The following is a 22993-nucleotide window of genomic DNA, read 5'->3' on the forward strand; positions in this document are numbered from 1 at the left end:
GCTCGGTGCGTGCGGTCTGAAGTATTTGTATCCCGCACCGAGTTACAGGCAGTCCTCAGCGACGTCCTCGTTCTGTCACAGGCAGCGGACGCAGCGGACGCAGCGGACGCAGCGGACGCAGCAGATCACCGGGCACCTCGGGATCGCCCGCCAGGTCCCGGAGGCTTCGCCTCAGCCGACAAAAGGGGCCGGGCCACGGGAAGTGTCCCCGTGACCCGGCCCCGACCCGGCCTCATGATGTGGCCGCTGGGTCTGTGCTGAGTGCAAGCTTCCCCGTTACGGGGCGAGCCGGTAGGCGTTCGTGATCGTCTCGGTCACGGTGTTGCCGGTCGTGTCCTTCAGGTACACGCGGTACGACACGGCCTTGGCCGTCGCCGGGTGCTTCACGCTCGCCGTACGCGCCCCCCTCGTGTCGGTCGTGACGGGGGCCGACTTCCACGTGCTGCCGCCGTCGTAGGAGACCTTGACGGTCAGGCCGGCGATCCTGCCGGTGCCGGCCGCCGCTCCGGCCACCTTCAGCGGCACCGTGAGCGTGCTGCCTGCCCGGGCCGTGCCGTTCAGTGCCAGTTTCGGCGCGAGGCGGACGGTGGACAGGGGCAGCGCGGTGGGCGGGGTGTCGGGCGTCTTGGCCGACTTGAACGTCCAGACCGCGGCCACCTTGGTGCTGGTCGTGGAGACCTTGGCCGCGCGGGTGGCCTCCATGATCAGGCGGTAGGAGGCGGAGGCGGCCGGGAGTTCGGCGCTCACCGCGCCGGGACCGCCCTCGGCGATGGTGCGGCCGCCGGACTCCAGCCGGGTGAAGCCGCCGGTCGTCACGGAGCTGCCCGCGTGCCCCGCGCCGTCGCTGAAGAGCTGGACGTACGCGTCCATGGCGTTGCCCGCGCGGCGCGCGCCCTGCCCGTCATCGGCGTCGAGATCGGGGCCGACGACGCCGGTGTTGAAGTTCAGCGTGTAACGCTTCCCCGCCTTGTACGCGACCGCGTCGGTGCCGTAGTCGATGGTGGAGTCCCCGGCGTCGTCGAGCTGCGCCATGGACCAAGTCCAGCGCAGGTCCTTGGTGTTGACGTAGCTCGTGCCGGAGGCCGGAAGCTTCAGCCGTGTCACCGGCTGGAGCGGCGGGTTGTAGTCGTTCGTGCCGATCGGCGTGGCCGACAGCGTGCCCTTGCGCCCGGCGGCGGAGGCGCCGACGCCGTACTTCACCTCGGCGAGTTCGGCCTTGGTGGTGGCGTGCTTCAGGCCCGAGAACCAGCTGCCGCTGCGGCTGAAGCCCAGCCGGTAGTCGACCTTCGTCGCCGCTGTGCCCGAGGCCTTCCAGACGCCGTTGTACTGGGCGTTCAGGGTGGGCGAATCGGGGCCGATGCCGAGGGTGCGGATGACGGCGCCGTCGCCGAGGCTCCAGCTGCTCGCGATACCGAGGGTCGCGTCGTCGTAGCTGATGTGCGACGCCGTGAGACGCGCACCGGCGTCCGGGGTGGTGACGGCGACCGGCTTGGCCTTGCGGGAGTCCAGCGTGACCGTCGTCTTCGCGCCGATCTTCAGCTTCGGCTGGACGAAGACCGCGAAGCTCTTGGTCAGGCCGTAGACGGAACTCTCCAGCGCGTACGTGCCCTTCGGCACCCGCAGGGTGACCGGTCCCTCCCGGTAGGGGACCTCGATCTTCCGCTGCGTGCGGTCGGTGAGCGTGGTGACGTAGCTGGACGAGTCCTTGCCGTTGACGTCGAGGTGCCCCAGCGTGAGGTCGTACGACTCGATCTCACGGTCTACGACGAGACCGGTGCGCACCTCCTGGCCGTCACCGGCGGCCAGGAGTGTCCCGCCGTAGACGCCGTCGGCGGAGCCGATCCTGGTGTCGGCGGTGACGGTGGTCTTCGCGGTGCCGCCCGCGGGGACGGTGAGTTCGGCGTCCTTGACGGTGAACATGCCCGCCGGGCCCGGGCGGCCCTTGGGGTCCATGGATTCGGCGGAGAGCGTGAGGGTGACCGCCTTGGTGCCGAGGTTGCGGTAGGTGACGGTCTTGGCGACCGGCTTGTCGTCGGTGTGCGGCCAGGCCTGCGTGCCGAAGGCGAGCGTGCCGGGCTCGGGGACGACGGACGCGGTGACGGCGCGCGTCAGGTCGACGCGGCCCGCCCCCTGGTGATGGGCGTTGAGCGTGGGGTGGGGCGTGGCCGAACCGGTCAGCGCGGCCTTGAGCTGCGGGCCGGTCCACTTCGGGTGCTGCTGGAGGAGCAGGGCGGCGGAACCGGCCACGTGCGGAGTCGCCATCGAGGTGCCCGACAGGGCGACATAGGGGTCGTTGTCGGAGCTGTCGGGGATCTGCGTGGAACGTGCGGCCGTGATGTCGTCGCCGGGAGCGGTGAGGTCGGGCTTGGCGACCCCGTCGGCCTGCGGGCCCCGGCTGGAGGTCTCCGCGATGTTGTCCTGCTTGTCGACGGAACCGACGGTCAGGGCGGCGGGAGCGCTGCCGGGCGAGTTCAGCGTGCCGGGCTCGGGGCCGTCGTTGCCCGCCGCGATGACGAAGAGGGCCTTGCCGGAGAGCCGTGCGACGGCTTCCTCCATCGGGTCGGTCCCCGGGGAGTCGAGGCTGCCGAGGCTCAGGTTGACGATCTTCGCGTTGCTGTCGACCGCCCACTGCATGCCGGCGATGATGCTGGAGGCGGTGCCGGTGCCCTCCACTTCGGAGATGACCTTGCCGTCCATGATCTGTACGTCGGGCGCCACGCCCTTGTACTTGCCGCCCGACTTGGCCCCGGAGCCCGCGAGGGTCGAGGCGACGTGCGTGCCGTGGCCCATGCGGTCCTTGGCGTCGGGCGCGGACTCGGTGAAGTTCTTCTCGGTGACCTCGACGTTCTTGAGGTCCGGGTGCGTCTGGTCGACTCCGGTGTCCAGGACGGCGACCTTGACGCCCTTGCCGGTGAATCCGGCCTGCCACATGGTGGGGGCGCCTATCTGCGGCACGCTCTTGTCGAGGGCGGGGCGGACCTTGGCGTCCAGCCAGACGTGCGCGATGGCCGGGGCCGCGGTGGTCCGCGCGTTCGTACGGCCGCCTGTCCCGCCGGTGAGCTTCGACCAGACGTCGTCCGCGCCGGACTTGGGCGCGTCGAACGCCTCACCGCCGATGGCGGCAAGCGTCCGGCGGTCGCGGGCCAGGCCCTGGAAGGTGTCGTCCGAGCGGCTGTTGGCGCGTCCCGGCCGGTATTTGACGATCAGCGGCAGCGAAGTGCGGTGGGCGTCACCGTACTTGTCCCTGACGAGCCGTGTGACGTCGAAGAGCCGCCGGTCGAGCCTGCCCGCAGTGATCAGTGACTGGGCGTCCTGCGGCACGACGTACGTGTGCCCGGCCTCGCGCCGTACCGCGATCGCGACCTCCTCGCGACCCTCGCCGCGGATCAGCCGGACGACCTGCTTGCCCCCTGACCGGACGACCGCCCGGTCGCCGGTCAGCAGCGTGACGGTCTCCGTCTTCCCGCCCTGCGCTGCCCGACCGGTCTTGGTCTCCCCACCGGTACGTGTGCCCGCGGTACGGTCCGGCCCTGGCCCGGAGTCGGCCGAGGCCACCCCCGCGATCAGCGCGCCGGACACCACGGCGGCCATCGCCGCCGTCCCCACCCTCGATATGACTGCCACCCGATTTTGCCTGTCTTTTGAGCGTGCCTGTTGTGGTCGCCCGTAACACGTGATCTTTGAGGTGTTTGGTTCTGGGGAGCCGGAAGATGGTCCTGAGATATTTTTGGTAATGGCGGTTGACATCCCGTCAGGGGTGACCAAATCCCCCTAAAGGCAGGCAGTTCGACGGGAGGCGTAAGGCCGCCGGAGTGTGGCGGAAACGGGCGACCGGCGTGATCCGGGGGAACGTGACGGCTTCGGCGTGGGGTGGTGGACGGGGTCAGGGGTCAGCGGGTGCGTTCGTAGTGGCGACGTGCCTTTTCGCGGTTGCCGCAGACGGCCATCGAGCACCAGCGCGCGCGGTTGGCGCGGCTGCGGTCGAGCAGGAACAGCCGGCACGCGTCGTTGGCGCAGGGGCGCAGCCGGCCGGGCAGTTGCTTCTCGGTGGCGGCCCAGGCGAGGACCGCCTCGACGGCCAGCCGGGAGTGCGGGGGAGTCCGGGTCGTCCACTGGAGACCGTCCGAAGTGATCTCCGGGGTCTGGTGGACCCCTTCGAGCAGCGGGCTCAACGCGGCGGGTGCGCTTTCTCCGCGCACGATGTCCTGCAGGACGTCCCGCGCCTCCCGTAGCCGCGCCAGTTCCGCGAGGCTGCCTTCGCCGCCGTGCTCCCGCGCCCAGCGCCTGCCTCCGGCCGGGTCGCCGAGCGCGTCCTGTTCCTCGCCGTCGACCAGTGGCCTGCTGTTGAGCAGGTCCAGCAGCGTGTCCATCGGGTGCCACTCTCCCTCTAACCGGATCGAGTCGTTTGACAGGTTAGCCCATGCGGTGCTTGCATGGCGAAGAGCTAACCGGATCAAGCGTTTGAAGGGGTTAGAAATGAACTCGGTGCACCATCGGACCGCCACCGTCGACGGCCATCAGATCTTCTACCGCGAGGCCGGCCCCGCCGACGCCCCCGCGATCGTCCTGCTGCACGGCTACCCGACCAGCTCGTTCATGTTCCGCGACCTCATCCCGCTGCTGGCCGACGACTACCACGTCATCGCGCCGGACCACCTGGGCTTCGGCCACTCCGACGCCCCCCTCGTGGAGGAGTTCACCTACACCTTCGACGCCCTCGCCGAACTCACCTCCGGACTGCTCGACCAACTGGGCCTTGACCGCTACGCCCTCTACGTCCAGGACTACGGCGCCCCCATCGGATGGCGCCTCGCGCTCAAGCACCCCGAACGGATCTCCGCCCTCGTCACCCAGAACGGCAACGGTTACGAGGACGGTTTCGTCGAGTCGTTCTGGACCGACGTCTGGGCCTACGGGGCGAATCCCGGCCCCGACACCGAACCCGCCGTCCGCGTCGCACTGGACGTCGACGCCATCCGCTGGCAGTACGTGCACGGCGTGCCCGACCCGAGCCTGGTCGACCCGGACACCTGGGAGCACGACTTCGCCCTCGTCTCCCGCGAGGGCAACGACGAGGTCCAGCTGGCGCTGTTCCGCGACTACCCGAACAACCGCCCGCTCTACCCGCTGCTGCACGAGTTCCTGCGCACCAGCGAGGTCCCGGTGCTCGCCGTGTGGGGCCGCAACGACGAAATCTTCGGCCCGGCCGGCGCACGAGCCTTCGCCCGCGACGCCAAGGACGCGGAGGTGCACCTGGTCGATGGCGGTCACTTCCTGCTGGAGAGCCATCTGGACGTCGTCGCGGGATACCTGCGCGGCTTCCTCGGGCGGGTGTTGGGGTAGGTGGGATCGGGCTGCCCGGCAGCGAACGCTGCTGGGCGAGCTGGGCGTCCGCCGGGTGGTCGATGACCGCCAGGGCCCTACCTCGTGAGGGGCTCCACCCCGAGGAGGGCCGCGGTCTTGACGTAGACGGTGCGGGCGAGGGTGTCGTCCAGAGCCAGGCGTGAAGGGGTGTCCGGCTGCGACTCGCTGAAGAAGCCGCCGCTGGGACGCGGTGCGGGCAAGGCGCCGGCGAGCCAGACGGGGGTCCGCACCCCTTCGTCCGGGGTGATGGCGAACGGGCGGAACAGTGGGGCGGTCAGTCGCATCAGGCCACCGGCGTTGCTGTTCATCGCGGTGCCTTTGACCATGCCGGGATTGGCGTTGTAGACGCTCATGCCGTCGGGCAGGCGGTGGGCGAGTTCACGCGCGGCCAAGAGGCTGACGAGTTTGCTCGTCGCGTAGACGTTGATCTGGTTGTAGAAGCGCTTGCTCCACGATGTTCCCGTGACGTCCGGATCGGTGGCGTCGAGTTTGCCGCGCTTCTCCACGAACGAGGACATGTTGATGATCCGCGCTTCACGCGTGAGCACTCCTTCGGCCAGGAGCGCGTGGGTGAGCAGGAAAGGGGCGTGGTGATTGAGCGCGTAGGTGAACTCGACGCCGTCCGGCGTCTGCTCGTACCGGGGGAACGCCGCCCCCGCGTTGTTGATGAGGACGTCCACCCGGTGTCCGTCGGCGGCGAGTTCCGCCGCCAGTGCCCGTACCTGCGACCACTGTTTCAGGTCGGCGGTGTACGTCCTCGGCGGTACCGCGTCACTGCCCGCGGGAGCCAGGCCGCGCAGGCTGTCGGCGGCGGCCCGGGTGCGCGTCGCGTCCCGGCCGACGAGGACGACGCTCCGACCGGCCTCGATCAGGTGGCGTGCCGTCACCAGGCCCAGGCCCGAGGCTCCGCCCGTGATGACCGTGCTCTCGCTGCTCACTGCTGCTCCTCGACCTCGGTGCCCTCGACGCCGGCGGCCTCATGTGTCGGGCTGAGGCCGTCCTCCCCTTTCGGGCCGGGGCCGTCGATCACTTCGCGGAGAAGTGCGTGCAGGCGCAGCCTGCTCTCGTGGTCGAGGAGGGCGAAGGGGGAATGCTCGACGGTGTGCTGGATGACGCGATCGCGCAGCGCGCATCCCTCGGGGGTGAGTTGGATGACTTTCGCCCGGCGGTCGATGGGGTGGGGCACACGGCGGACCAGGCCGCGCTTCTCCAGCCGGTCGATCATCGACGTGGCGGTTGAGGCGTCGCACTGCAAGAGGTCGGCCAGACGACGCGCGGTCATCTCCCGCCCGCGGCTCAGCCTCCACAGCGCATCGGTCTGCGTGTCGGTCAGCCCCGCTTCCCGGGCCAGCTCCTTGAGCTCGCCGTGCACCTGGGCACGGATCGCGAACAGGCAGTCGTAGAGCTCTTCGGTCAGCTGCCGATCATCCATGACCCGACAGTACATGGAAAATCCAATCATTGGAAAATCCATGTACTTTGCGGGGGTGTGGCGCTGATCCCTCGCGGCGGGCCTCTGGAATCAGTCGTCAGCGCCCGCGCCCGTGCCCACCACGCGCCGCGCCAGCTCGTCGATCAGCTTGTCGACGGAATGCGGCTCGAGCAGATCCGGCACGGTCAGGTCGTCCACGATCAGGCCGACCATGGCGAGATACATCAGGATGACGCCGGTCCGGTCGCCCGGCAGGCCGCTGTCCAGATGGAAGCTGATGTTGGCATCGAGCTGGGCGGTGAAGAACCGGGTGAGCTCGGCGTGCAGTTCGGGGCGGCGGGTGGCCTCCAGGCGCAGCTCCATCAGGGCGAGCCAGCTGCCGCGGTCCGCGCGCATGCGGCCGAGGAGCTGCTTGAGCAGGGTGGCGACCAGCTCGACGGAGGGCTTCTCGTCCATGGTGTCGGCGAGTTGGGACTCCTCGGGCGTCAGACGCTCCTGGATGCGCGTCATGACCTGGGCCAGCAACTCGGCGCGGTTGGCGAAGTAGTTGGTGGTGGTGCCCTTGGGGACCTCGGCCTGGGTGTCGACCGCGCGCAGGGTGAGGCCGCGTGAGCCCTCGCGGGCCAGGACCTCGATCGCGCCATCGAGCAGGGCGGCCCGTCGTGCGGGGTTCTGACGCATGACATTTTCCTTTCGGAAACCTGTTGACACCACTGCGGGTGCAGTACTAAGTTCTAACCACTTCACTCAGAGTACATCACTCACCGTGCCGCCGATGCTTCCCGAGGAGCGCATTGCGAAACCAGCCGAAGTCCCAGCCGAGCGCCCGATTCCCCGTTCCCGCCAAGCCCCGCTCGCTGCCCCGCCCCCGCCCGCTGCCCAAGCCGGGTACCCGCCGCTGAAAGGCCGGATGACAGACCCCATCGCGCACTCCACCGAAGATCACCGCGTCGAAGCAGGCCGCGGCCCCGGATTCGCCGACCACGAGGAGACCTCCATGCGAAAGCTCACCTACTTCATCGCCGTCAGCCTCGACGGATTCATCTCGGGCCCCGACGGCTCCGACCCCACCTCGGGACCGGGCGCCTTCTGGCCGATCGGGCAGGACTACATCGAGCACCTCGTCGCCGAGTACCCCGAGACGCTGCCGGGCCCGGCGCGGGACGCGTTCGGGGTCAGTGGGAACGGTGCGCACTTCGACACCGTCATCGAGGGACGCAGGTCGTATCAGAACGGTGTGGACGCCGGAGTCACCAACGCCTGGCCCCACTTGAGGCACCTCGTCTTCTCCCGCTCCCTCGCCGAGTCCCCCGACCCGGGCGTCGAGCTCGTCGCGGGCGACCCCGTGGCCAAGGTGCGCGAGCTCAAGCAGGAGGACGGCAAGGGCATCTGGCTGTGCGGGGGCGGTGAGCTGGCCGGGGCGCTCTTCTCGGAGATCGACCAAATGGTCGTCAAGCTGGCGCCGATGGCGATCGGCTCGGGAACACCACTGTTCGGGCAGAAGCAACCGTTCGACCCGACGTTCTTCACGCTGGCCGACAGCAAGATCATGGACAGCGGCACCATCTTCCTCACGTACGCGAAGAAGTGAGGGCGCCCCGGGTGGCGGCCAGGCGGCGTCGCGGGGCGGAACTCGCCCCGCGACGGCCGCCTGGCCCGCCGCCGGTGTCGCTTTCACCTGGAGCCCTTCCGTCAGGAACGGGTTCTGACTCATCGTGGGGGGGGGGGTGTAGGTGCCCGATCGCTGTCGACGTAGCCTCGGCGCTCCACAGATTGAGTCGAGGGTTGTCAACTTTACTGCGGCGAGGTATATAGGTGGTGTCGTCATGTGCATCCCGTCTTCGGGAAAGGAGTGAGTGATGATGCTCATGCGAACCGACCCCTTCCGCGAGCTGGACCGGCTCACCCAGCAGGTGCTGGGCACCGCGGCCAAGCCGGCCGCCATGCCGATGGACGCCTTCCGCGACGGCGACACCTTCGTCGTCGAGCTGGACCTGCCGGGCGTGGACGCCGAGTCCATCGACCTGGACGTCGAGCGCAATGTGTTGACCGTGAAGGCCGAGCGGCGCCCGCGCAGGGGTGAAGACACCGAGGTTCTGATCGCCGAGCGGCCCGCCGGATCCTTCAGCCGCCAGCTGTTCCTCGGGGAGACGTTGGACACCGACCGCATCGACGCCGCCTACGACGCCGGGGTGCTGCGCCTGACGATCCCGGTCGCCGAGCAGGCCAAGCCCCGCAAGATCACCATCAGCCGCGACGACACACGCAAGCAGATCAGCGGCTGAGCCCGGAGGCGAGGGGCGGGAGCCGAGCCGTCTGGGGCTCCCACCCCTCGCACCGCCCCTCCGTGAGGGCGTCCAGCGAGGGCGTCCAGCGCGTGGACCGGGACGCGTCGGCGGGCGGGTCAAGACCGCTGTCAACTGCCGTTCGCCCTGCGGGCACTGACGCCTGACTCATGAGTGCGGACGCGTCCGTCGGCGCCCGCGCGGTGTCGGGCCGGCCCCGCAGGCCCTCGTCGACGCCGCCGACGAGGGCCGCCACGCGGGGTGGACGGACAGGGTCAGCGCAGTCCGGCGAAGAGGTCGTTCTCGGGCAGGGCCGCGCCGGTGGCGTCCTGGACCCGTACGAAGGTCTCCATGCCCATCAGCTCGCCGAACCTCTCCTTGCCCATCTTGAGGAAGAAGATGTTCTCGCCCTGACTGGCGTGCGCGGCCAGCGCGTCGAACTTCTGACCGCTGTAGGCGATGGTGTCCACCCACGTGCTGATCTCGTCGTCGGGGAGGCCGATCTTGGCCATCTCGGCGACCTCGGCGGGATCCGGCTCCGGCATGTCCTCGCTGAACTCGCGCATGAGCTCGCCGAACCGCTGCATCCCCGAGTGGGGCATCGTGGTCCAGTACACCTTCGGCGTCAGCTCGGTCATCTCCAGTGCCGCCATCGTGATGCGGTGGGCCTGGATGTGGTCGGGGTGGCCGTAGAAGCCGTTCTCGTCGTAGGTGACGACCACGTCGGGCCGGTAGTGCCGCATGAGTTCCGCAAGCCGCGCGGCGCCTTCCTCCACGGGGGTCTGCCAGAAGGAGCCGGGAGCATCGTTGCTCGGCCAGCCCATCATCCCGGAGTCGGCGTAGTCCAACATCTCCAAGTCGCTGATCTCGAGGACCGCACAGCTCGCCTCGAGTTCCTTTCGACGCATCGCGGCGACGGCCGCCGGGTCGTGCCCGGGATCGCCCGGCTTGGAGCCCCCCGGTCCGTCACCGCAGCCGCCGTCGGTACACGTCACGAGAACCGTACGGATGCCTTCCGCCGCATACCGCGCGAGGATTCCTCCGGTTCCGGTGGCCTCGTCGTCGGGGTGGGCGTGCACTGCCATGAGGGTCAGGGGCCGGTCAGTCATCAAGCAGTCCTTCTGTAGAAAATCGCCTCGGTCCGAGTGCGCGGCGGCGTACCGCGATCCCGGGGGCCCGGATCCTGACAGGGTGGACGACCTTGTGCTCGCCGTGTCCCCGCCCGTGCGGCGCCGGTCCCTCGGTCGATGCAACCGTGCCGGGCGGACGGCTTGTTCCCGGCACGGCTGCTCGGACTTCGTCGGATCTGACGTCCCTGCGGCACCAGCCGTGAGATTCCGACACGAGATTCTGTGTTGGTCAGCTCTCGTTCGTGCTGCCGAGGGCGTGGGTGTACTGCTCGTCGGTGACGGGTTCGAGCCAGGTGGTGCCGTCGCCGTCCGCGTCGCCCACGACCATGGCGATGTGCGCCATGAGCGTGGTGTCGGTGCCGCCGTGCCAGTGCTCCTCACCGGCCGGGCACTTGACGGTCTGTCCGGCGCCGACCCGCGCGACGCTGCCGTCGCGGGTGCCGACCAGGCCGATCCCGTCGGTGATGTAGAGGGTCTGGCCGTTGGCGTGGCTGTGCCAGTTGGTGCGGGCGCCAGGGGTGAAGCGGACCAGGGCGGCGGCGAGGCGGGCGGGGTCGGCAGGGGCCTCGATCATGTTGAGGTAGACGTCGCCGGTGAATCGCTCGGCCGGTGCCTTGGCCGTCGGCGTCGAGGTGATGTGCTCCATGGTGGTCCTCGTCCTTGTCAGGTGGGGTTGTCGTGGTTCTTCGGGTTCATGGGGGGACCCGGTAGGTGAGGTGCGGGACGGCCCGACCGGTTCAGCTCCGCGTCGACGCCGCTTCAGCCGTCTCCCGCGCTGCCGGGACAGCATGTGCTGCGGGGACAGAGCCGTCGGGAACGCCATGGGCGACGGCGCGCGTCGTCCCGCGCTTGGTGGTGACGGCCAGGGCGATCAGCGGCAGCAGGGTCAGGCCCGCGAACACGGCGCCGACCAGGGCGGGTCCGGTCACGCCGAGGGAGGAGCCGAGGGCCTGTCCGGCGAGCGCGGAGCCGACGGCGATGCCGGTGTTGTACGCCGACGTCGTCAGCGCCGAGGTGAGAGTGGGGGCGTCACCGGCGAAGCGGACGGCGAGGGCGGTGACGACCGGGTTGATCGTGAACCCGGCCAGCGCCATGAGGAAGATCAGGGCGATGGCGGCGGCCGGCACGGCGGACAGCGGGATCAGCGCGAGCAGGATCAGCGCGGTCACCGTGGCGGCCGGGATCGTCGTGGCCATCGGGCGGCGGTCGCCGAACCGGCCGCCGATCGCGGTGCCGCCCAGCGCACCGGCGCCGAACGCGATCAGCACCAGCGGCACGGCACCGTCCGGGATGCCGGCCCGGTCGGTCAGCAGCGGGGTGATGTAGGTGTAGACGGCCAGAACCCCGCCCATGATCAGTACGGCCGAGGCCAGCGCCAGCCACAGCGGGCCCTGTCGCAGCGCCCGAACTTCATCCCGTACGGAAACATCGGCGCGCTGCTCCGTGCGGGGGATGAAGCGCCCGATCACGGTGGCGGCGAGGACGGCGAGCGCGGCCAGCGCCCAGAACAGTCCGCGCCAACCGGTGACGTGACCGACCAGCGACCCGGCGGGGACGCCCACGACGTTCGCCAGGGTCAGGCCGCCCATCATCACGCTGACGGCCCGGGTGGCGTTCGCGGGCCCGGCGGCGGTGGTGGCGATGACGAAGCCGACGGCCCAGAACGCGCCGGTGGCCAGCGCGGTGACGAACCGGGCGGCCAGGACGACGGTGAAGGAACTGGTGAGGGCTGCCACGACGTGCCCGGCGGCGAAGACCGCCAGGGCGAGGACGAGGGTGAGGCGCCGGGGCAGGCGCAGGGTGGCCAGGGCCATGGTCGGACCGCCGACGATCATGCCGACGGCGAAGGCCGTGATCAGCAGGCCGGCGTGGGAGACGTCGGCGCCGAGGTCGGGGGCGATGTCCGGGAGGATCCCGGCGATGACGAACTCGGTGGTACCCATCAGGAAGGTGCCGACGGCGAGCACCCACACGACGAAGGGCAGCTTGCCCGGCGCACGAGCGGCGGGAGCGGACATACGGGGAACTACTCCTTGGGACGAGGGGACGAGGGGACGGGGGGCAGGGGAGACGTGGGCAGAAGTCAGGGGACGGGGGCAGGAGAGGGTTCGGCCTCTGGCTGGTCCGTCGGCTGGTCCATCGGCTGGTCCGTCGGCCGGTCCGTCGGCCGGTCCGGCGCGGACTGCCGCGGTGAACCCTGGGGTGCCGACGCCGCGTGCGTGGTGTCCGGCGTGGTGCTACACGCCGTGACTGCCAGGAGCAGTGCCGCGGCCGGGACCGCGTGAGAACAGAGAGGGTGCAGGGCGGAGCGGGGCACGAGCACGACAGAACGCCTCCGGGTCAGCCGGGCATCGGTTCGGCGTAGTGCCGGAAGCCGTCCCGATCGGTGTGCAGGCCGTACAGCCGCTCGGCCGGCGCGCTCGGGCTCGACGGCCGGATGGAGGATCTTGGGGTCGTCCAGCCTCTCGAAGCGGATGTCGCCGGGGGCGTAGATCATTGCGCCGCGCATGAGAGGGGGTTCCTTCGCGTGCCGAGGCGACGTACCGGGGGAGTGGCCGTCGCCGAGTGCAGAGCCGCGGGCCTTCCGTCCGGCCGGTTCGTGGCCGGGCGAGAAGCCCCACGTCATCCAGGTAACCCGCTCCCGGCGCGTGCAGCGAGGCACGGTCAAGGGGTGTACCGCCAGTACATCCCTTCCGCCGCGGACGGGACGTACCGTCGAAGGCGTGGACAACCGAGCAGAGGTCCGCGAGTTCCTGACCTCGCGGCGAGCCAAGATCACCCCCGAGCGGGCGGGCCTGCCCTCCGGCAGCCGGCGCCGGGTGCCCGGCCTGCGCCGCAGCGAGGTCGCCGCGCTGGCCGACATGAGCGTGGAGTACTACTCCAAACTGGAACGCGGCAACCTCGCCGGCGCCTCCCCGGCCGTCCTGGAAGCCCTCGCCCGCGCCCTCCGGCTCGACGAGGCCGAACGCGCCCACCTCCTGAACCTGGCCCACGCGGCAGACGGCTCCGATGCCCTCACCCGCCCCCGGCGCCGCTCACCCCAGTGGACGGCGCACCGCAGCCTGCAATGGGTCCTGGACGCCGTCACCGCGGGCCCGGCCTTCGTGCGCAACGGCCGCATGGACCTGCTCGCCACGAACCGGCTCGCCCGCGCCTTCTACGACGACGTCTACGCAGCGCCCCACAACCAGGCCAACCTGGCCCGCTTCAACTTCCTCGACCCCGCCTCCCGCCGCTTCTACCCCGACTGGGACCAGGCCGCCGACGTCGCCGTGTCGATCCTGCGCACCGAAGCCGGCCGCAACCCCCACGACAAGGGCCTGCACGACCTGGTCGGCGAACTCTCCACCCGCAGCGACGACTTCCGCACCCGCTGGGGCGCCCACAACGTCCGCCACCACGGCACCGGCACCAAACGCTTCCACCACCACGCGATCGGTGAACTCACCCTCGCCTACGAAGGACTGGAGATGGCCGCCGAACCCGGCCTCACCCTCACCATCTACACCGCCGAACCCGGCTCGCCCTCCGAAGAGGGACTGCGCCTCCTCGCGTCCTGGGCCGCCACCCGAGACGCTGACGCGACGGAGCCCTCCACAACGAACTGAGCCCAGTGTTTCGACAGGTAAGAGGCGAAGCTCGTCGGAGCTTCGCCTCAGGAAGGTCGCAGGCCGGGCCCGTGGGCCGGTCAGTCGGTGGAGAGTGCTTCGATGAGCTGGCCGGCCTTGGGGTCCTGGAGCGCCCGCGCGGCGTCGGCGAGGGAGACCATGCCGACGAGGCGGCGCCCGTCGATGACGGGAAGCCGCCGCACCTTGTGATGCGTCATGGTGGCTACGATCTCGTCCGTGCTGTCGTCGGCGCCGATGGTGACGGCCTCGCCCTGGGCGAGTTCGCCGGCCGTGACCGTGGCCGGGTCCTTCGACTGGCCCAGCACCTTGACGACGATGTCCCGGTCGGTCAGGACGCCCCTGAGCCGGTCGTCGGTTCCGCAGATGGGCAGTGCGCCCACGCCCAGGTCGGTCATCTTGCGGGCGGCGTCGAGCACGGTTTCCTCGGCGCCCACGCACTGGGCGCCTCCGGTCATGATGTCGCGGGCAGTGGTCATGTCAGGCTCCCTCACTGACTGTTGGCAGCGCCTCCTACGGGCTGTCGGGCTCTCCGGGTGCCCGATGGGCCCGGGCGCTAACCCGGGAGTCGCGCAGCGGGGGGAGAAGTCGCCACCCATGCCCGAAGCCCCCGGCACGGAAGGCACGGAAGGCACGGACGGCCCGGACGGCCCGGACGGCACAGACGGTCCGCACGGCCCCGGTTTCGGTCGTGGTTCCTGAGTGTCAGGAAAAGGCTCAAGTGTGTACAACTGAGAGCGAATTCAGTGAATTTGTCACAGACGGTTGTCGCGTGGCTGTCGGCGCGGCACATTGCCTTCAGCGTCGTAGTGCCAGGGATTGATGCGGCTCGAACCGTGACCGGACGATCCTTGCCGGGGGAGGCGCGGGGGGAGGCCCAGAGCCATGGGCAGCGACACGGACAGCTATGTCCAATGGGCGGTCGGGATGCTGGAAGCCCTGGACAGGGCTCCGTCGGACGGCTCCGCGGAGGATCGGGAACTGCACGCGGGACGTGAGGAGTTCCGGGCCGCTGTGGCTCAGCTGCTGCGGGAGGCGCGCGGGCCGCTCTCGGTCGGTGTGGTGGGGGAGTTCAGCGCGGGGAAGTCTCTGCTGATCGAGGCGCTGCTCGGGCTGCCCGGGCTGCTCTCGGTGAGCGATGTGGCGACCACCGGGAACGTCACCGCCCTTCACATCGGCCAGCTCACGGGCGGCGAGCGCACGTCGCGTCTCGACGGGCGGGCCGTCGTGTACTGCACGGCCGCCGAGACCGCCGAGCTGATGACTCATCTGCACGGCAGGCTCGAGGAACTCGCGCCGCTCGAAGGGCCGCCCGACCAGCGGTCCCAGGCGCTGCACGCGGCCCGGCCCGGCCCCGACGGCTGGGCGCCGCTGGTCGAGTGGTGCGGCCGGCACGGCTCGGCCCTGCACGGTGCGCGGATGCGTGCGGTCGCGGCCGAAGTGGAACTCCTGCACACGGCGTACGAGGTCGGGACGCCGATGCTCGGTCGGCGCTACGAACTCTCCGAGGCCCAGGCCAAGCGCGCCATGTCGCTGCCGGGCGTGAAACTGGAGGCGGGCGGCGGCGACAGCCCGGCCCTGCGGGTCAAGGAGGGTGAGGGACACCGGATCCCCGACGACGTCCTCGCCGCCTGCGTGCCGCTCATCCGCCGGGTCGAACTGCGGGTGGGGGTGCCGCGCGGCATCTGGGACCTGGCGGGCGCGCGCGCCCTCACCCTGATGGACTTCCCCGGCCTCAACAGCCCCGAGTCCGGGGAGCGCGACCGGTTTCTGAGCCGCCGCGAGCTGCGCGACATCCACACGGTCCTGGTCCTCATGAACGGCCAGCGCGGACCGGTCGCCCAGGAGCAGGACTTCTTCGACATGCTCCGCGAACCCACGGCGGACGGCCGGGAACGCAAGTCGGACAAGGTGCTGCGCGAGAGCCTGCTCGTGGCGGGCGGCCGGTTCGACCAGATGCCCGTGGACCCCTCCGCCCTCAAGGCCGCCCTTCTGGACTCGCCCGAGCGCCTCAAGGAGCAGCGGCTGCGCGGACTGCCGGACACGGCGGTCCTGGACAAGATCGTCGAGGCGGCGCACCGGCTGCTGCCCGCCGGCCAGCGCAAGCAACTCGTCCTGGTCTCCGCCATGGTGGGACTCGACCGGCTCGCCAGGTCCCAGGGCGTACAGCTCGACGAGGCCCTGCGGGCGCGGCTGCGTTCGGGCGCCGAGGAGCGACTGCAGATCACCGAGCTGTGGGCCAAGGCGGCGGCACGCCTGGCGGCGGACGACCCGGGATCGCCCCTGAGCACGGCCCTGCGCGAGTTCGCCGAGGACGGCGGACTCGATCTGCTCCGCCGACAACTCACCCAGCACGCCGAGAAGTACGGCGGGGACATCCGCCACGAGGCCGTGCGGCGGCGGGCCGCGGTCGTCGACCGGATGCGGGTGGAGCTGATCTCCAGGGAGCAGGCGGCCCACCCCGAGGAGGCCTGTCCGCCCGAGTACCGCGAGATACAACGGACGCTGGACGAGACACGGCGCTCCCTCGGAGACCTGCGGGACAGCCTGGTCGTGGGCATGGGACCCGGCAACGCCTGGGCCGACGACGAGCTGCGGCAGTACATCGACGGGGAAGCCGCGACGATGGTCGCGGGCTGGCCGCTGTGGAAGGAACTGTTCGCCTCGGTCGACCGGGAGAAACAGCTGATCTCCGTGCGGCGCGCCGACCGGACCGCGGCGGACGAGGCGTTGCGGCGCAGGGTGCGGGAGCGGGCGAGGGCACGCAAGTTCGTGATCGCCGACTCCGGCGGCACGGACACCCGGGGCCCCGCGGCGGCGGACGAGCCCGAGGCGCTCCTGCCGTTGTTCCGGCAGTGCTACGAACAACTCCTCGCGCTGGTGCGCGACTGGGCCCGCGCCGCGTACGAGCAACGACTGGAGCGCCACCGGGGCGCCCTGGACGAGCTGTTCCAGATGTGGGAGAGGGTCATCGAGCGGGAGCAGGAGCGGGGCGCCGTGGGTCAGGAGCACGCCGACCGCCTGCTGGTGCTGCAGGACATGACCGACGTCGACGTGTGGCGCACCGCGTTCCGGGACACGGCATCACCCGGCCCGGACCTGGACGAGGCGGACGCCGCCTACCCGCTCCGTCTCGACCGCGGCTTCCCCTGGCACCCGGAGTCGCCCGACGGCCGTGACCCGTGGGAACGCCACATCGTGCACGCCGTACGCATCCGCCGGGAGCTGGTCACCGCACTCCTGAACCTGGTGTACAAGCAACTGGCCAAGGAACACATCGTGCTGGCCTCGGAGGCCAAGGGCCTGATCGACGCGTACGAAGAGGCCGTGGGCGCCTCCGACACCCTCGACCTCCTCGTGTCCGGCCTCAGGGGAGAGGGCGGCTCACCCGGGGCCGCCGTCCTGGACCTGGCGGGTCACCTGGACGTCATGCCCGCCCCGGGCTCCAGGTACGACGCCGCCCATGCCCCCATCCCGCGCCCCCGGCCCTGACCCAGGGAGACCCTCATGGGACTGCACGCCCAATTCGTCGCGTCAGGACCGTTCTGCGTGGCCGATCCCGGCGGGGACGGCTTCACCCTGACCGGGGTGGCGGGCGCACTGGAACTGCCCGCGCTGCGGCTGGTTCCCTCGCCCGGCAGCGCCGCGCTCATCCGTGCGCTCGAGGTGGTCGCGCCTCCCGACCTGCCCAAGACGCAGCTGCCCGCCCTGCGCGGACTGTGGAGCGAGGCCAGGGGCAAGGTCGTCGACGAACCCTCCGTCTTCCGCGGATCGGGCCCCGTGCCGCTGCCCGCCCCGCCCGCCCCGGAAGACCTGCCCCTCCAGCTGCGGATCACGTACCACGAGATGAACACGGTCACCGGACGTCCGGTGGGGGCCGACCACCGCACGATCGAACTCACCACCACGCTCCATCTCGCCCCTGCCGAGCCGCCCGACGATCCGTCCACGCGGCGACAGGAGCAGCCCCACATCGAGGCTGACCCCGGGCAGTGGTACCACCCCCGGCAGTGGTCCGCGCCCGTCACGAAATCCGTGCCGGACCCCGTCCCGGACCCGGCCCCGGAGCACACCGTGCACCCCGCGCACCCCGCTCCCGAGACCGTCGGCGCCCGACGCGGCGAACGCATGGACCGCGTCCCGGCCGGTGCCGTACGCCATCTCGGCTTCGCGGCGGTCGACTTCGGGACGACCAATTCCACCGTCACGATCCACGACATGCAACAGCTCGCCGTACGCGCCATGTCCCGGGACCAGGAGACGAGGCTGCGGGCCGAACTCGTCGCCCTGCTCGGCGATCCCGCCACGCCGGGACCCGAGCGGGCCCAGTGGCGCGAACTGCTCGGCGATGTCGTGCGCCAACTGCTCCAGCGCGACAGCACGGCGTACGACGCCACGACGGGCAGCGGACACCGCGACACTCCCCGGCCCGCGTCCGGCGACGATCCGGGGCGGGCCCTGGTCGACGCCCTGGAGGGCGGATACGGCGGCGAGGCCTGGCCGCACGCGCTCTACACCGCGCTCGAACTGCGGCTCGCGGCCCGGGACGAACGGCTGCGCCGGGCCGTCGCCCCCCGGCTGCACGCCTGCTACGACCGGGTCTTCAGGGAGGTGCCGCTGGACGTGCTGCGGCTCTTTCCCGCCGACCTCGACCAGTCCGGCGGCACCGAGCTCGCCAGCCGCATCGAGGTGGTCGACACCTTCCCCGAACTGCGGGTGCGGATGGGCGAGGAGCGCGTCGCGGTCGGCACGCAGCAGGGGAGCGCGCCGCGCGCCTACCGGGGCCTCAAGCAGTACCTCGCCCGGCACCACGAGCTGCCCGAGCTGCCGACGCGTCCGGACGGCTCCGCGACCACCGCCGACGACCTCATCCGCGAAGGGCTGAGGCACCTGCTGGATCTGAGCGACGAGTACATCGGCGCCAACCCCAAGGAACTCCACCAGGGAAAGATCGACCACGTCGTCATGACCTACCCGACCGTCGCCCCGCCGGCAGTGCGCCGCAGACTGCGTGAACTGGTCGGATCGGGCGCCGAGGGAGTCGACGGGCTTGGCGTCACGATCGTGGACACCCGGTTCGACGAAGCGGTGGCGGCGGCGCTGTTCTTCATCATGCGGGACTTCGGCGGGGACTTCGCGGCGGGAGTCGAGGCGTTCCGCGCCCGCTGCAGTCCGGTCGCCGGCACGGACCGCTGGGGGCAGAACATCCTGGTGGTCGACATCGGCGGCGGCACGACCGACCTCGCCGTGATCAACCTCCAGTTGAAGGACGCCACCCCGGACCCGCTGCCCGGCCAGGACCCCCGGTTCACCGGCCGCCTCTACGTCCTCACGCCGACGCTGCTCGGCTCGACCGGCAGCCTTCAGCTCGGCGGCGACCTCATGACGCTGCACCTCTTCCGCTGGTACAAGGCGGCCTTCGCGGACCATCTCCTGACCCGGTGGCCCGACCGCTTCGAGCTGGTCATCGCCACGCAGAAGGAGAAGGAGGGAGGCTACGTCGACGACGGGCGGTACGTGGCGGGGTCGCTGCTCAACAGGAGCCCCGACGAGGAGAAGTACCCGCACGACCTCGTGGAGCAGGTCGTGCCCACGCGCTGGACGGGGGAGCGCGTCCTTGGCGGACCCCGCGAGGAGTCCGAGCAGACGTTCTGGCTGCTGTGGCGGATCGCGGAGGAGGCAAAGATCCGGCTGGGCGCGGGGGACGACGCCTACCTGCCGCTTCCCGAAACCCTTGACGCCGTCCTGGGGCGCCTCGGTGCGCCCGAGACGACGCGGGACGCGGAGTGGGCGCCGCGGATGGACACGGAGATCTTCGAGGGTCTGATGGCCCCCGTCCTGAAGGACATCACGGACCTGGTCGCCTCCCTGGCTAAGAACGCCCTGAAGGAGAACCAGGAGCTCGACCGGATCTTCCTCACCGGCAAGAGCAGCCGGATGCCCCTCGTCCGCCGCTCCCTGGAACGGCGGCTGCGCCAGGAGACCGAGGTGCGGTGGAACCCCGCGGGGATCGAGGTGGAGGAGGAGTACGGCAAACTCGCCACGTCGATCGGGGCCTGCTGGGGCTACCACATCCGCCGTTTCGCCCACGCCGAGCAGGCCGCCCGCGGCGTACTGGGCCGGGGCCGCTACGTCCTGCGCATAGAGGTGGACAACCTCAGCTACTACCTGCCGTGCGACTTCGGCCCGACCTTCCAGCTGGAGGCGGGCGAACCGACCGACACCCTCCTGCGGATGAGCACGGAGCTGAGCCCGATCGGGCCGGGCGGCGCCTGGGCGGTGCGCAGCGAGTGGCGCAACCTCACCGAGAGCCTGCGCATCCACCGCAACACCGGCCCCAAATGGCAGGCGTGGGGCTACTTCGACCCCGATGCCTGGGTGCGCCGCGAGGAACCGGGGTTCCAGCTGAACATGGAGGAGTGGGTCAACCAGGCGAAGTTCCAGCTGGAGGTCGACGCCGATCTGAACCTCTACATCCACCTGGCGCGCGGCGAGGCCCATGACGAGGTGGGCGGCGCGGCCCCGATCCGGGTGGATCTCGGGGGCGGCGCGGACGCTCCCTGGACGCCTCTGGAGATCGTCGTCGACAACCGGGTGGCCGGGGACCGCCCGGACGCGGGAACCGTCGTCTTCCGGCTCACGGAGAACCCCTGGCTCCCGGAGGCCGATCCGCCGCCCCCGGACGACACCTCGCCCGGTGCCCCGCCGAGCGACCGGTTCGACAAGTGGTTCCGGGGCAGCGGCGCCCCCGGAAAGGCCGCGGTGCGGGGCATGGAGAGCAAGCCCCTGGTGCCGCCCGGTCACGACGGCTGGGTCTTCTACCTGCGCAGGCCCGGGGAACCGGACCGGGAGATGGAGTGCGTCGACGCCGTCCCGGTCCCGCGCCACGGCCCGGCGCCGGCGGAGGGATGGAACGGACCGGACGTACCGCACGGAGGGAGCAAGTACGTGGCCACGCTCGACGAGTACGGCGGACTGCGGGTGCACCGGATGCCGGTGCCGTACTGGGAGGCGGGTTCCGTCGCCGAGATGTGGACCAACCCGGGGTCGGTGTTCCGGGTGACCATGGAGGACGCCACCTCCGAGCACATCGCCGAGCGCGATCCGTTCAACGGCAGGCACTGAGCGCCGTGGACGCGCTGCGCGCACTGTGTCTGACACCCGGATCGCGGCTCGGCACCGTGGCCAGGGCCCAGCTCGCCGGGCTGCACACCACCTTGGACGAACTGCTCCGTGCCTGGCCCGACGACCCGGGCGCCGAGCAGTGCAGGGCGGTCCTGCGGGAGGTGGAGAAACTGCTCGCGTCGGAAGGGGAGGAGTCGCGGGAGGAGACGCCCGCCTTCACCGGCGCGCGGCCCGTGGCCGTTCCGGCACGAGGTCCGGCGGGCCCCCATGCCGCGGCGGACGCCGAACTCCTGGCCCTTTGCGGGGAGTTGGTGAGCAGCCCGGAAACCTCCGAATACCTCGGACCGCTCCGGGCCCCCACCACAGCCGACACCTCCACCCGCTGGCTCTGGCTCCACACCACACTGCTCCGGCTGCCCGCCGCCTACGCGACGAAGTGGCGGGAGCGGGCGCAGCTGTCGGCGGCGTTCGCCGCGCCGGACCCGGCCGATGAACGATGGATCGAGTGGTGGGCGTACGACCGTGAACAGGTCCTCGTCCCTCCGCTGTCCCGCTTCGGGGCGCCCGGCGTCCGGCTGAACGCCGCCGGTGTGCGGCCCGACTGGGCGCTGGACGCCGCCGAGGCCGCCTGGGTGCCACCGGCGGTGGGCGCGGAGGACCGCGCACCGCTGGAGGTGTGGGTCCAGCTCGCCGGCTGGGTGGCGGAACTGGCCCGGCTGGACGGCCAGTTGCACCACTGCCTGGAAAGCCTCACCCACCGCGGCACGCTTGCGCTGCACACCCCGGAACATCTCGGCGCCTACCGGCACGAGGTGTCCCAGCGGCTCACCCGGCTCGCCCGCGCGCCCCGGGACTCTCCGGCGGAGCTGCGGGCGGCGCTCGCCGTCGACGAGGCGCTGTGCTCCGTGATCCACCTGCCGCCTGCCGCCCCCGGCAGCTGGTGGGCCGAGGTGGCGGAGACCTCCCAGCGTGCCGTACTGGGGCTGCGCCGCAGGGTGCAGGGCAGCGGATCGGACGTCGAGGTGAAGGCCCTCGCCCCCTCCGCCTACCGCGACGCCCGCCAGCGCACCGGCGGCAACGACATCCCGCTGGACGCCGGGGGCCGCAAGGGGCAGGTGCTCGCCGGACTGCGGCTGTGGGCGCGCGTCGAGGGGCGGGAGCTGCCGGGGCGGGTGGTGTACCGGGGGTGACCGGCGCACGGGTGCCGTACTGTCTGCTCGTCGCAGGCGAAGCGGATCAAGGGGGCGGCGACGGTGTGGACAGGGTGCCGTAAGGCGGCGGGTGCGGCGGTGGCCGCCGGGGTGTTCGTGGGTGTCGCGGGGTGTTCGGCCCAGGGTGCGGTCGATGCCACGGAGCGGAAGGGCGGGGCGTCGGCGTCCGAGGCGGCCTCGCACTCGCGGTCGTCATCACCGTCGTCATCGTCATCGCCACCGCCGTCCCGGGCCAAGCCGCTGACAGCTGGGCAGTTGAAGTCCCTCCTGCTGCGGGAGGGGGATGTGCCGCGGGTCGCCAGCGCGCCCGTGCAGGGGCCTGTTCCCCCGTACGATCCGCGGGTTCTGGTGGCGGGGCCGGGCTGCCAGGACGTGTTCGACGTGCTCGTCGCGCACGACGCGTCCGCCTCCGTGATCCAGGACTTCTGGTGGAAGGACAACCGCTGGGGCGGCCGGACGTGGCTGGCCTCGTATGCCGGAACCGGGGCGGCGAAGCGGTTCCAGGAGTTCACGGACGGACTCAGGACCTGCAAGACGCTGGTCGGGCAGACCCCCGAGGGCAAGCTCAACTCCCGGATCACCGTGAAGAAGGCGCCCGCACTCGGTGACGAAGCCGTCGCCTTCGACCTGAGCATGGACGGCCCGGGGCGCACCGTACGGACCGACCACCACGTCCTGGTGCGGGTGGGAGCCCTCACCGTGAACATCGGCGACCGCGGCGCGCAGCGCGACCCCGGGTTCCCTCTCGACGTGGTGGTCGACAAGCAGCTCGATCGGCTCACGGCGTCTCCCGCCCCTGCGGGGCGCTGACCCGGCCGCC

Annotated in this window: 17 protein-coding genes and 1 pseudogene; 8 read left to right on the forward strand and 10 right to left on the reverse strand. The window is 71.0% G+C overall.

Features of this window, described 5'->3' with window-relative positions:
- Positions 1-276: 276 nt before the first annotated feature.
- Both ACZ6ZP_RS13680 and ACZ6ZP_RS13685 read right to left on the reverse strand, forming a co-directional pair.
- On the reverse strand, positions 277-3624 hold the full coding sequence (locus ACZ6ZP_RS13680) for a S8 family peptidase (RefSeq protein ID WP_469406831.1): 3348 nt from the start codon (positions 3622-3624) through the stop codon (positions 277-279).
- Positions 3625-3890: 266 nt separating this feature from the next.
- A complete protein-coding gene (locus ACZ6ZP_RS13685; protein ID WP_366461641.1) occupies positions 3891-4370 on the reverse strand; it encodes a CGNR zinc finger domain-containing protein in 480 nt (159 codons plus the stop codon).
- A gap of 106 nt (positions 4371-4476) precedes the next feature.
- Here ACZ6ZP_RS13685 and ACZ6ZP_RS13690 point away from each other — a divergent pair, with 106 nt between their 5' ends.
- Positions 4477-5343, forward strand: a complete 867-nt coding sequence (locus ACZ6ZP_RS13690; protein WP_361464128.1) for an alpha/beta fold hydrolase — start codon at positions 4477-4479, stop codon at positions 5341-5343.
- A gap of 77 nt (positions 5344-5420) precedes the next feature.
- Here the strand turns inward: ACZ6ZP_RS13690 and ACZ6ZP_RS13695 are convergent, their stop codons facing one another.
- The 3 genes from ACZ6ZP_RS13695 to ACZ6ZP_RS13705 form a co-directional block, all read right to left on the reverse strand.
- A complete protein-coding gene (locus ACZ6ZP_RS13695) occupies positions 5421-6302 on the reverse strand; it encodes an SDR family NAD(P)-dependent oxidoreductase (protein WP_399971851.1) in 882 nt (293 codons plus the stop codon).
- The gene (locus tag ACZ6ZP_RS13700; protein ID WP_361464125.1) at positions 6299-6796 is read right to left on the reverse strand and encodes a MarR family winged helix-turn-helix transcriptional regulator; all 498 of its coding nucleotides are present in this window, start codon (positions 6794-6796) and stop codon (positions 6299-6301) included. The genes ACZ6ZP_RS13695 and ACZ6ZP_RS13700 overlap by 4 nt, the downstream gene beginning before the upstream one ends.
- A 90-nt stretch (positions 6797-6886) precedes the next feature.
- Positions 6887-7477, reverse strand: a complete 591-nt coding sequence (locus ACZ6ZP_RS13705; protein ID WP_361464123.1) for a TetR/AcrR family transcriptional regulator — start codon at positions 7475-7477, stop codon at positions 6887-6889.
- 316 nt (positions 7478-7793) lie between these two features.
- On the opposite strand from ACZ6ZP_RS13705, the gene ACZ6ZP_RS13710 reads away from it, so the two are divergent.
- Positions 7794-8387, forward strand: a complete 594-nt coding sequence (locus ACZ6ZP_RS13710) for a dihydrofolate reductase family protein (RefSeq protein ID WP_366461639.1) — start codon at positions 7794-7796, stop codon at positions 8385-8387.
- A gap of 271 nt (positions 8388-8658) precedes the next feature.
- Positions 8659-9081 (forward strand): Hsp20/alpha crystallin family protein, encoded by a 423-nt coding sequence (locus tag ACZ6ZP_RS13715; RefSeq protein WP_351157982.1) that lies wholly within the window; start codon positions 8659-8661, stop codon positions 9079-9081.
- A gap of 275 nt (positions 9082-9356) precedes the next feature.
- Here the strand turns inward: ACZ6ZP_RS13715 and ACZ6ZP_RS13720 are convergent, their stop codons facing one another.
- From ACZ6ZP_RS13720 to ACZ6ZP_RS13735, 4 genes and pseudogenes are all read right to left on the reverse strand, one after another.
- Positions 9357-10190: a PIG-L family deacetylase gene (locus ACZ6ZP_RS13720; protein WP_351157051.1), complete on the reverse strand. Its 834-nt coding sequence runs from the start codon at positions 10188-10190 to the stop codon at positions 9357-9359.
- Positions 10191-10440: 250 nt separating this feature from the next.
- Positions 10441-10857, reverse strand: a complete 417-nt coding sequence (locus ACZ6ZP_RS13725; protein WP_361464119.1) for a (R)-mandelonitrile lyase — start codon at positions 10855-10857, stop codon at positions 10441-10443.
- Positions 10858-10948: 91 nt separating this feature from the next.
- Positions 10949-12229 (reverse strand): MFS transporter, encoded by a 1281-nt coding sequence (locus ACZ6ZP_RS13730; protein WP_361464117.1) that lies wholly within the window; start codon positions 12227-12229, stop codon positions 10949-10951.
- Positions 12230-12551: 322 nt separating this feature from the next.
- Positions 12552-12653: pseudogene (locus ACZ6ZP_RS13735) on the reverse strand (SDR family NAD(P)-dependent oxidoreductase); the annotation flags it as partial.
- Between the two features lie 281 nt (positions 12654-12934).
- On the opposite strand from ACZ6ZP_RS13735, the gene ACZ6ZP_RS13740 reads away from it, so the two are divergent.
- On the forward strand, positions 12935-13819 hold the full coding sequence (locus ACZ6ZP_RS13740) for a helix-turn-helix transcriptional regulator (RefSeq protein ID WP_351157045.1): 885 nt from the start codon (positions 12935-12937) through the stop codon (positions 13817-13819).
- Positions 13820-13899: 80 nt separating this feature from the next.
- Here the strand turns inward: ACZ6ZP_RS13740 and ACZ6ZP_RS13745 are convergent, their stop codons facing one another.
- The gene (locus ACZ6ZP_RS13745) at positions 13900-14316 is read right to left on the reverse strand and encodes a CBS domain-containing protein (protein WP_469406833.1); all 417 of its coding nucleotides are present in this window, start codon (positions 14314-14316) and stop codon (positions 13900-13902) included.
- Between the two features lie 406 nt (positions 14317-14722).
- On the opposite strand from ACZ6ZP_RS13745, the gene ACZ6ZP_RS13750 reads away from it, so the two are divergent.
- The 4 genes from ACZ6ZP_RS13750 to ACZ6ZP_RS13765 all read left to right on the forward strand — a co-directional run bounded on the left by ACZ6ZP_RS13750 (position 14723) and on the right by ACZ6ZP_RS13765 (position 22983).
- Positions 14723-17329 (forward strand): hypothetical protein, encoded by a 2607-nt coding sequence (locus ACZ6ZP_RS13750; protein WP_399971862.1) that lies wholly within the window; start codon positions 14723-14725, stop codon positions 17327-17329.
- Positions 17330-17344: 15 nt separating this feature from the next.
- Complete coding sequence (locus ACZ6ZP_RS13755; protein WP_399971864.1) at positions 17345-20962, forward strand: Hsp70 family protein; 3618 nt, start codon at positions 17345-17347, stop codon at positions 20960-20962.
- A 5-nt stretch (positions 20963-20967) separates the two neighbouring features.
- Positions 20968-22152 (forward strand): hypothetical protein, encoded by a 1185-nt coding sequence (locus ACZ6ZP_RS13760; protein ID WP_469406836.1) that lies wholly within the window; start codon positions 20968-20970, stop codon positions 22150-22152.
- Positions 22153-22428: 276 nt separating this feature from the next.
- Positions 22429-22983: a hypothetical protein gene (locus ACZ6ZP_RS13765; protein WP_361464110.1), complete on the forward strand. Its 555-nt coding sequence runs from the start codon at positions 22429-22431 to the stop codon at positions 22981-22983.
- The last annotated feature ends 10 nt before the right edge of the window (positions 22984-22993 follow it).

It is taken from the genome of Streptomyces sp. NPDC054047, from assembly GCF_055585065.1.

Excerpts from the sequence above, each read along its gene's own strand:
- ACZ6ZP_RS13685 (WP_366461641.1), bottom strand. The coding sequence starts at position 4,370 with ATGGACACGCTGCTGGACCTGCTCAACAGCAGGCCACTGGTCGACGGC.
- ACZ6ZP_RS13690 (WP_361464128.1), top strand. The coding sequence starts at position 4,477 with ATGAACTCGGTGCACCATCGGACCGCCACCGTCGACGGCCATCAGATC.
- ACZ6ZP_RS13700 (WP_361464125.1), bottom strand. The coding sequence starts at position 6,796 with ATGGATGATCGGCAGCTGACCGAAGAGCTCTACGACTGCCTGTTCGCG.
- ACZ6ZP_RS13705 (WP_361464123.1), bottom strand. The coding sequence starts at position 7,477 with ATGCGTCAGAACCCCGCACGACGGGCCGCCCTGCTCGATGGCGCGATC.
- ACZ6ZP_RS13710 (WP_366461639.1), top strand. The coding sequence starts at position 7,794 with ATGCGAAAGCTCACCTACTTCATCGCCGTCAGCCTCGACGGATTCATC.
- ACZ6ZP_RS13715 (WP_351157982.1), top strand. The coding sequence starts at position 8,659 with ATGCTCATGCGAACCGACCCCTTCCGCGAGCTGGACCGGCTCACCCAG.
- ACZ6ZP_RS13720 (WP_351157051.1), bottom strand. The coding sequence starts at position 10,190 with ATGACTGACCGGCCCCTGACCCTCATGGCAGTGCACGCCCACCCCGAC.
- ACZ6ZP_RS13725 (WP_361464119.1), bottom strand. The coding sequence starts at position 10,857 with ATGGAGCACATCACCTCGACGCCGACGGCCAAGGCACCGGCCGAGCGA.
- ACZ6ZP_RS13730 (WP_361464117.1), bottom strand. The coding sequence starts at position 12,229 with ATGTCCGCTCCCGCCGCTCGTGCGCCGGGCAAGCTGCCCTTCGTCGTG.
- ACZ6ZP_RS13745 (WP_469406833.1), bottom strand. The coding sequence starts at position 14,316 with ATGACCACTGCCCGCGACATCATGACCGGAGGCGCCCAGTGCGTGGGC.
- ACZ6ZP_RS13750 (WP_399971862.1), top strand. The coding sequence starts at position 14,723 with ATGGGCAGCGACACGGACAGCTATGTCCAATGGGCGGTCGGGATGCTG.
- ACZ6ZP_RS13755 (WP_399971864.1), top strand. The coding sequence starts at position 17,345 with ATGGGACTGCACGCCCAATTCGTCGCGTCAGGACCGTTCTGCGTGGCC.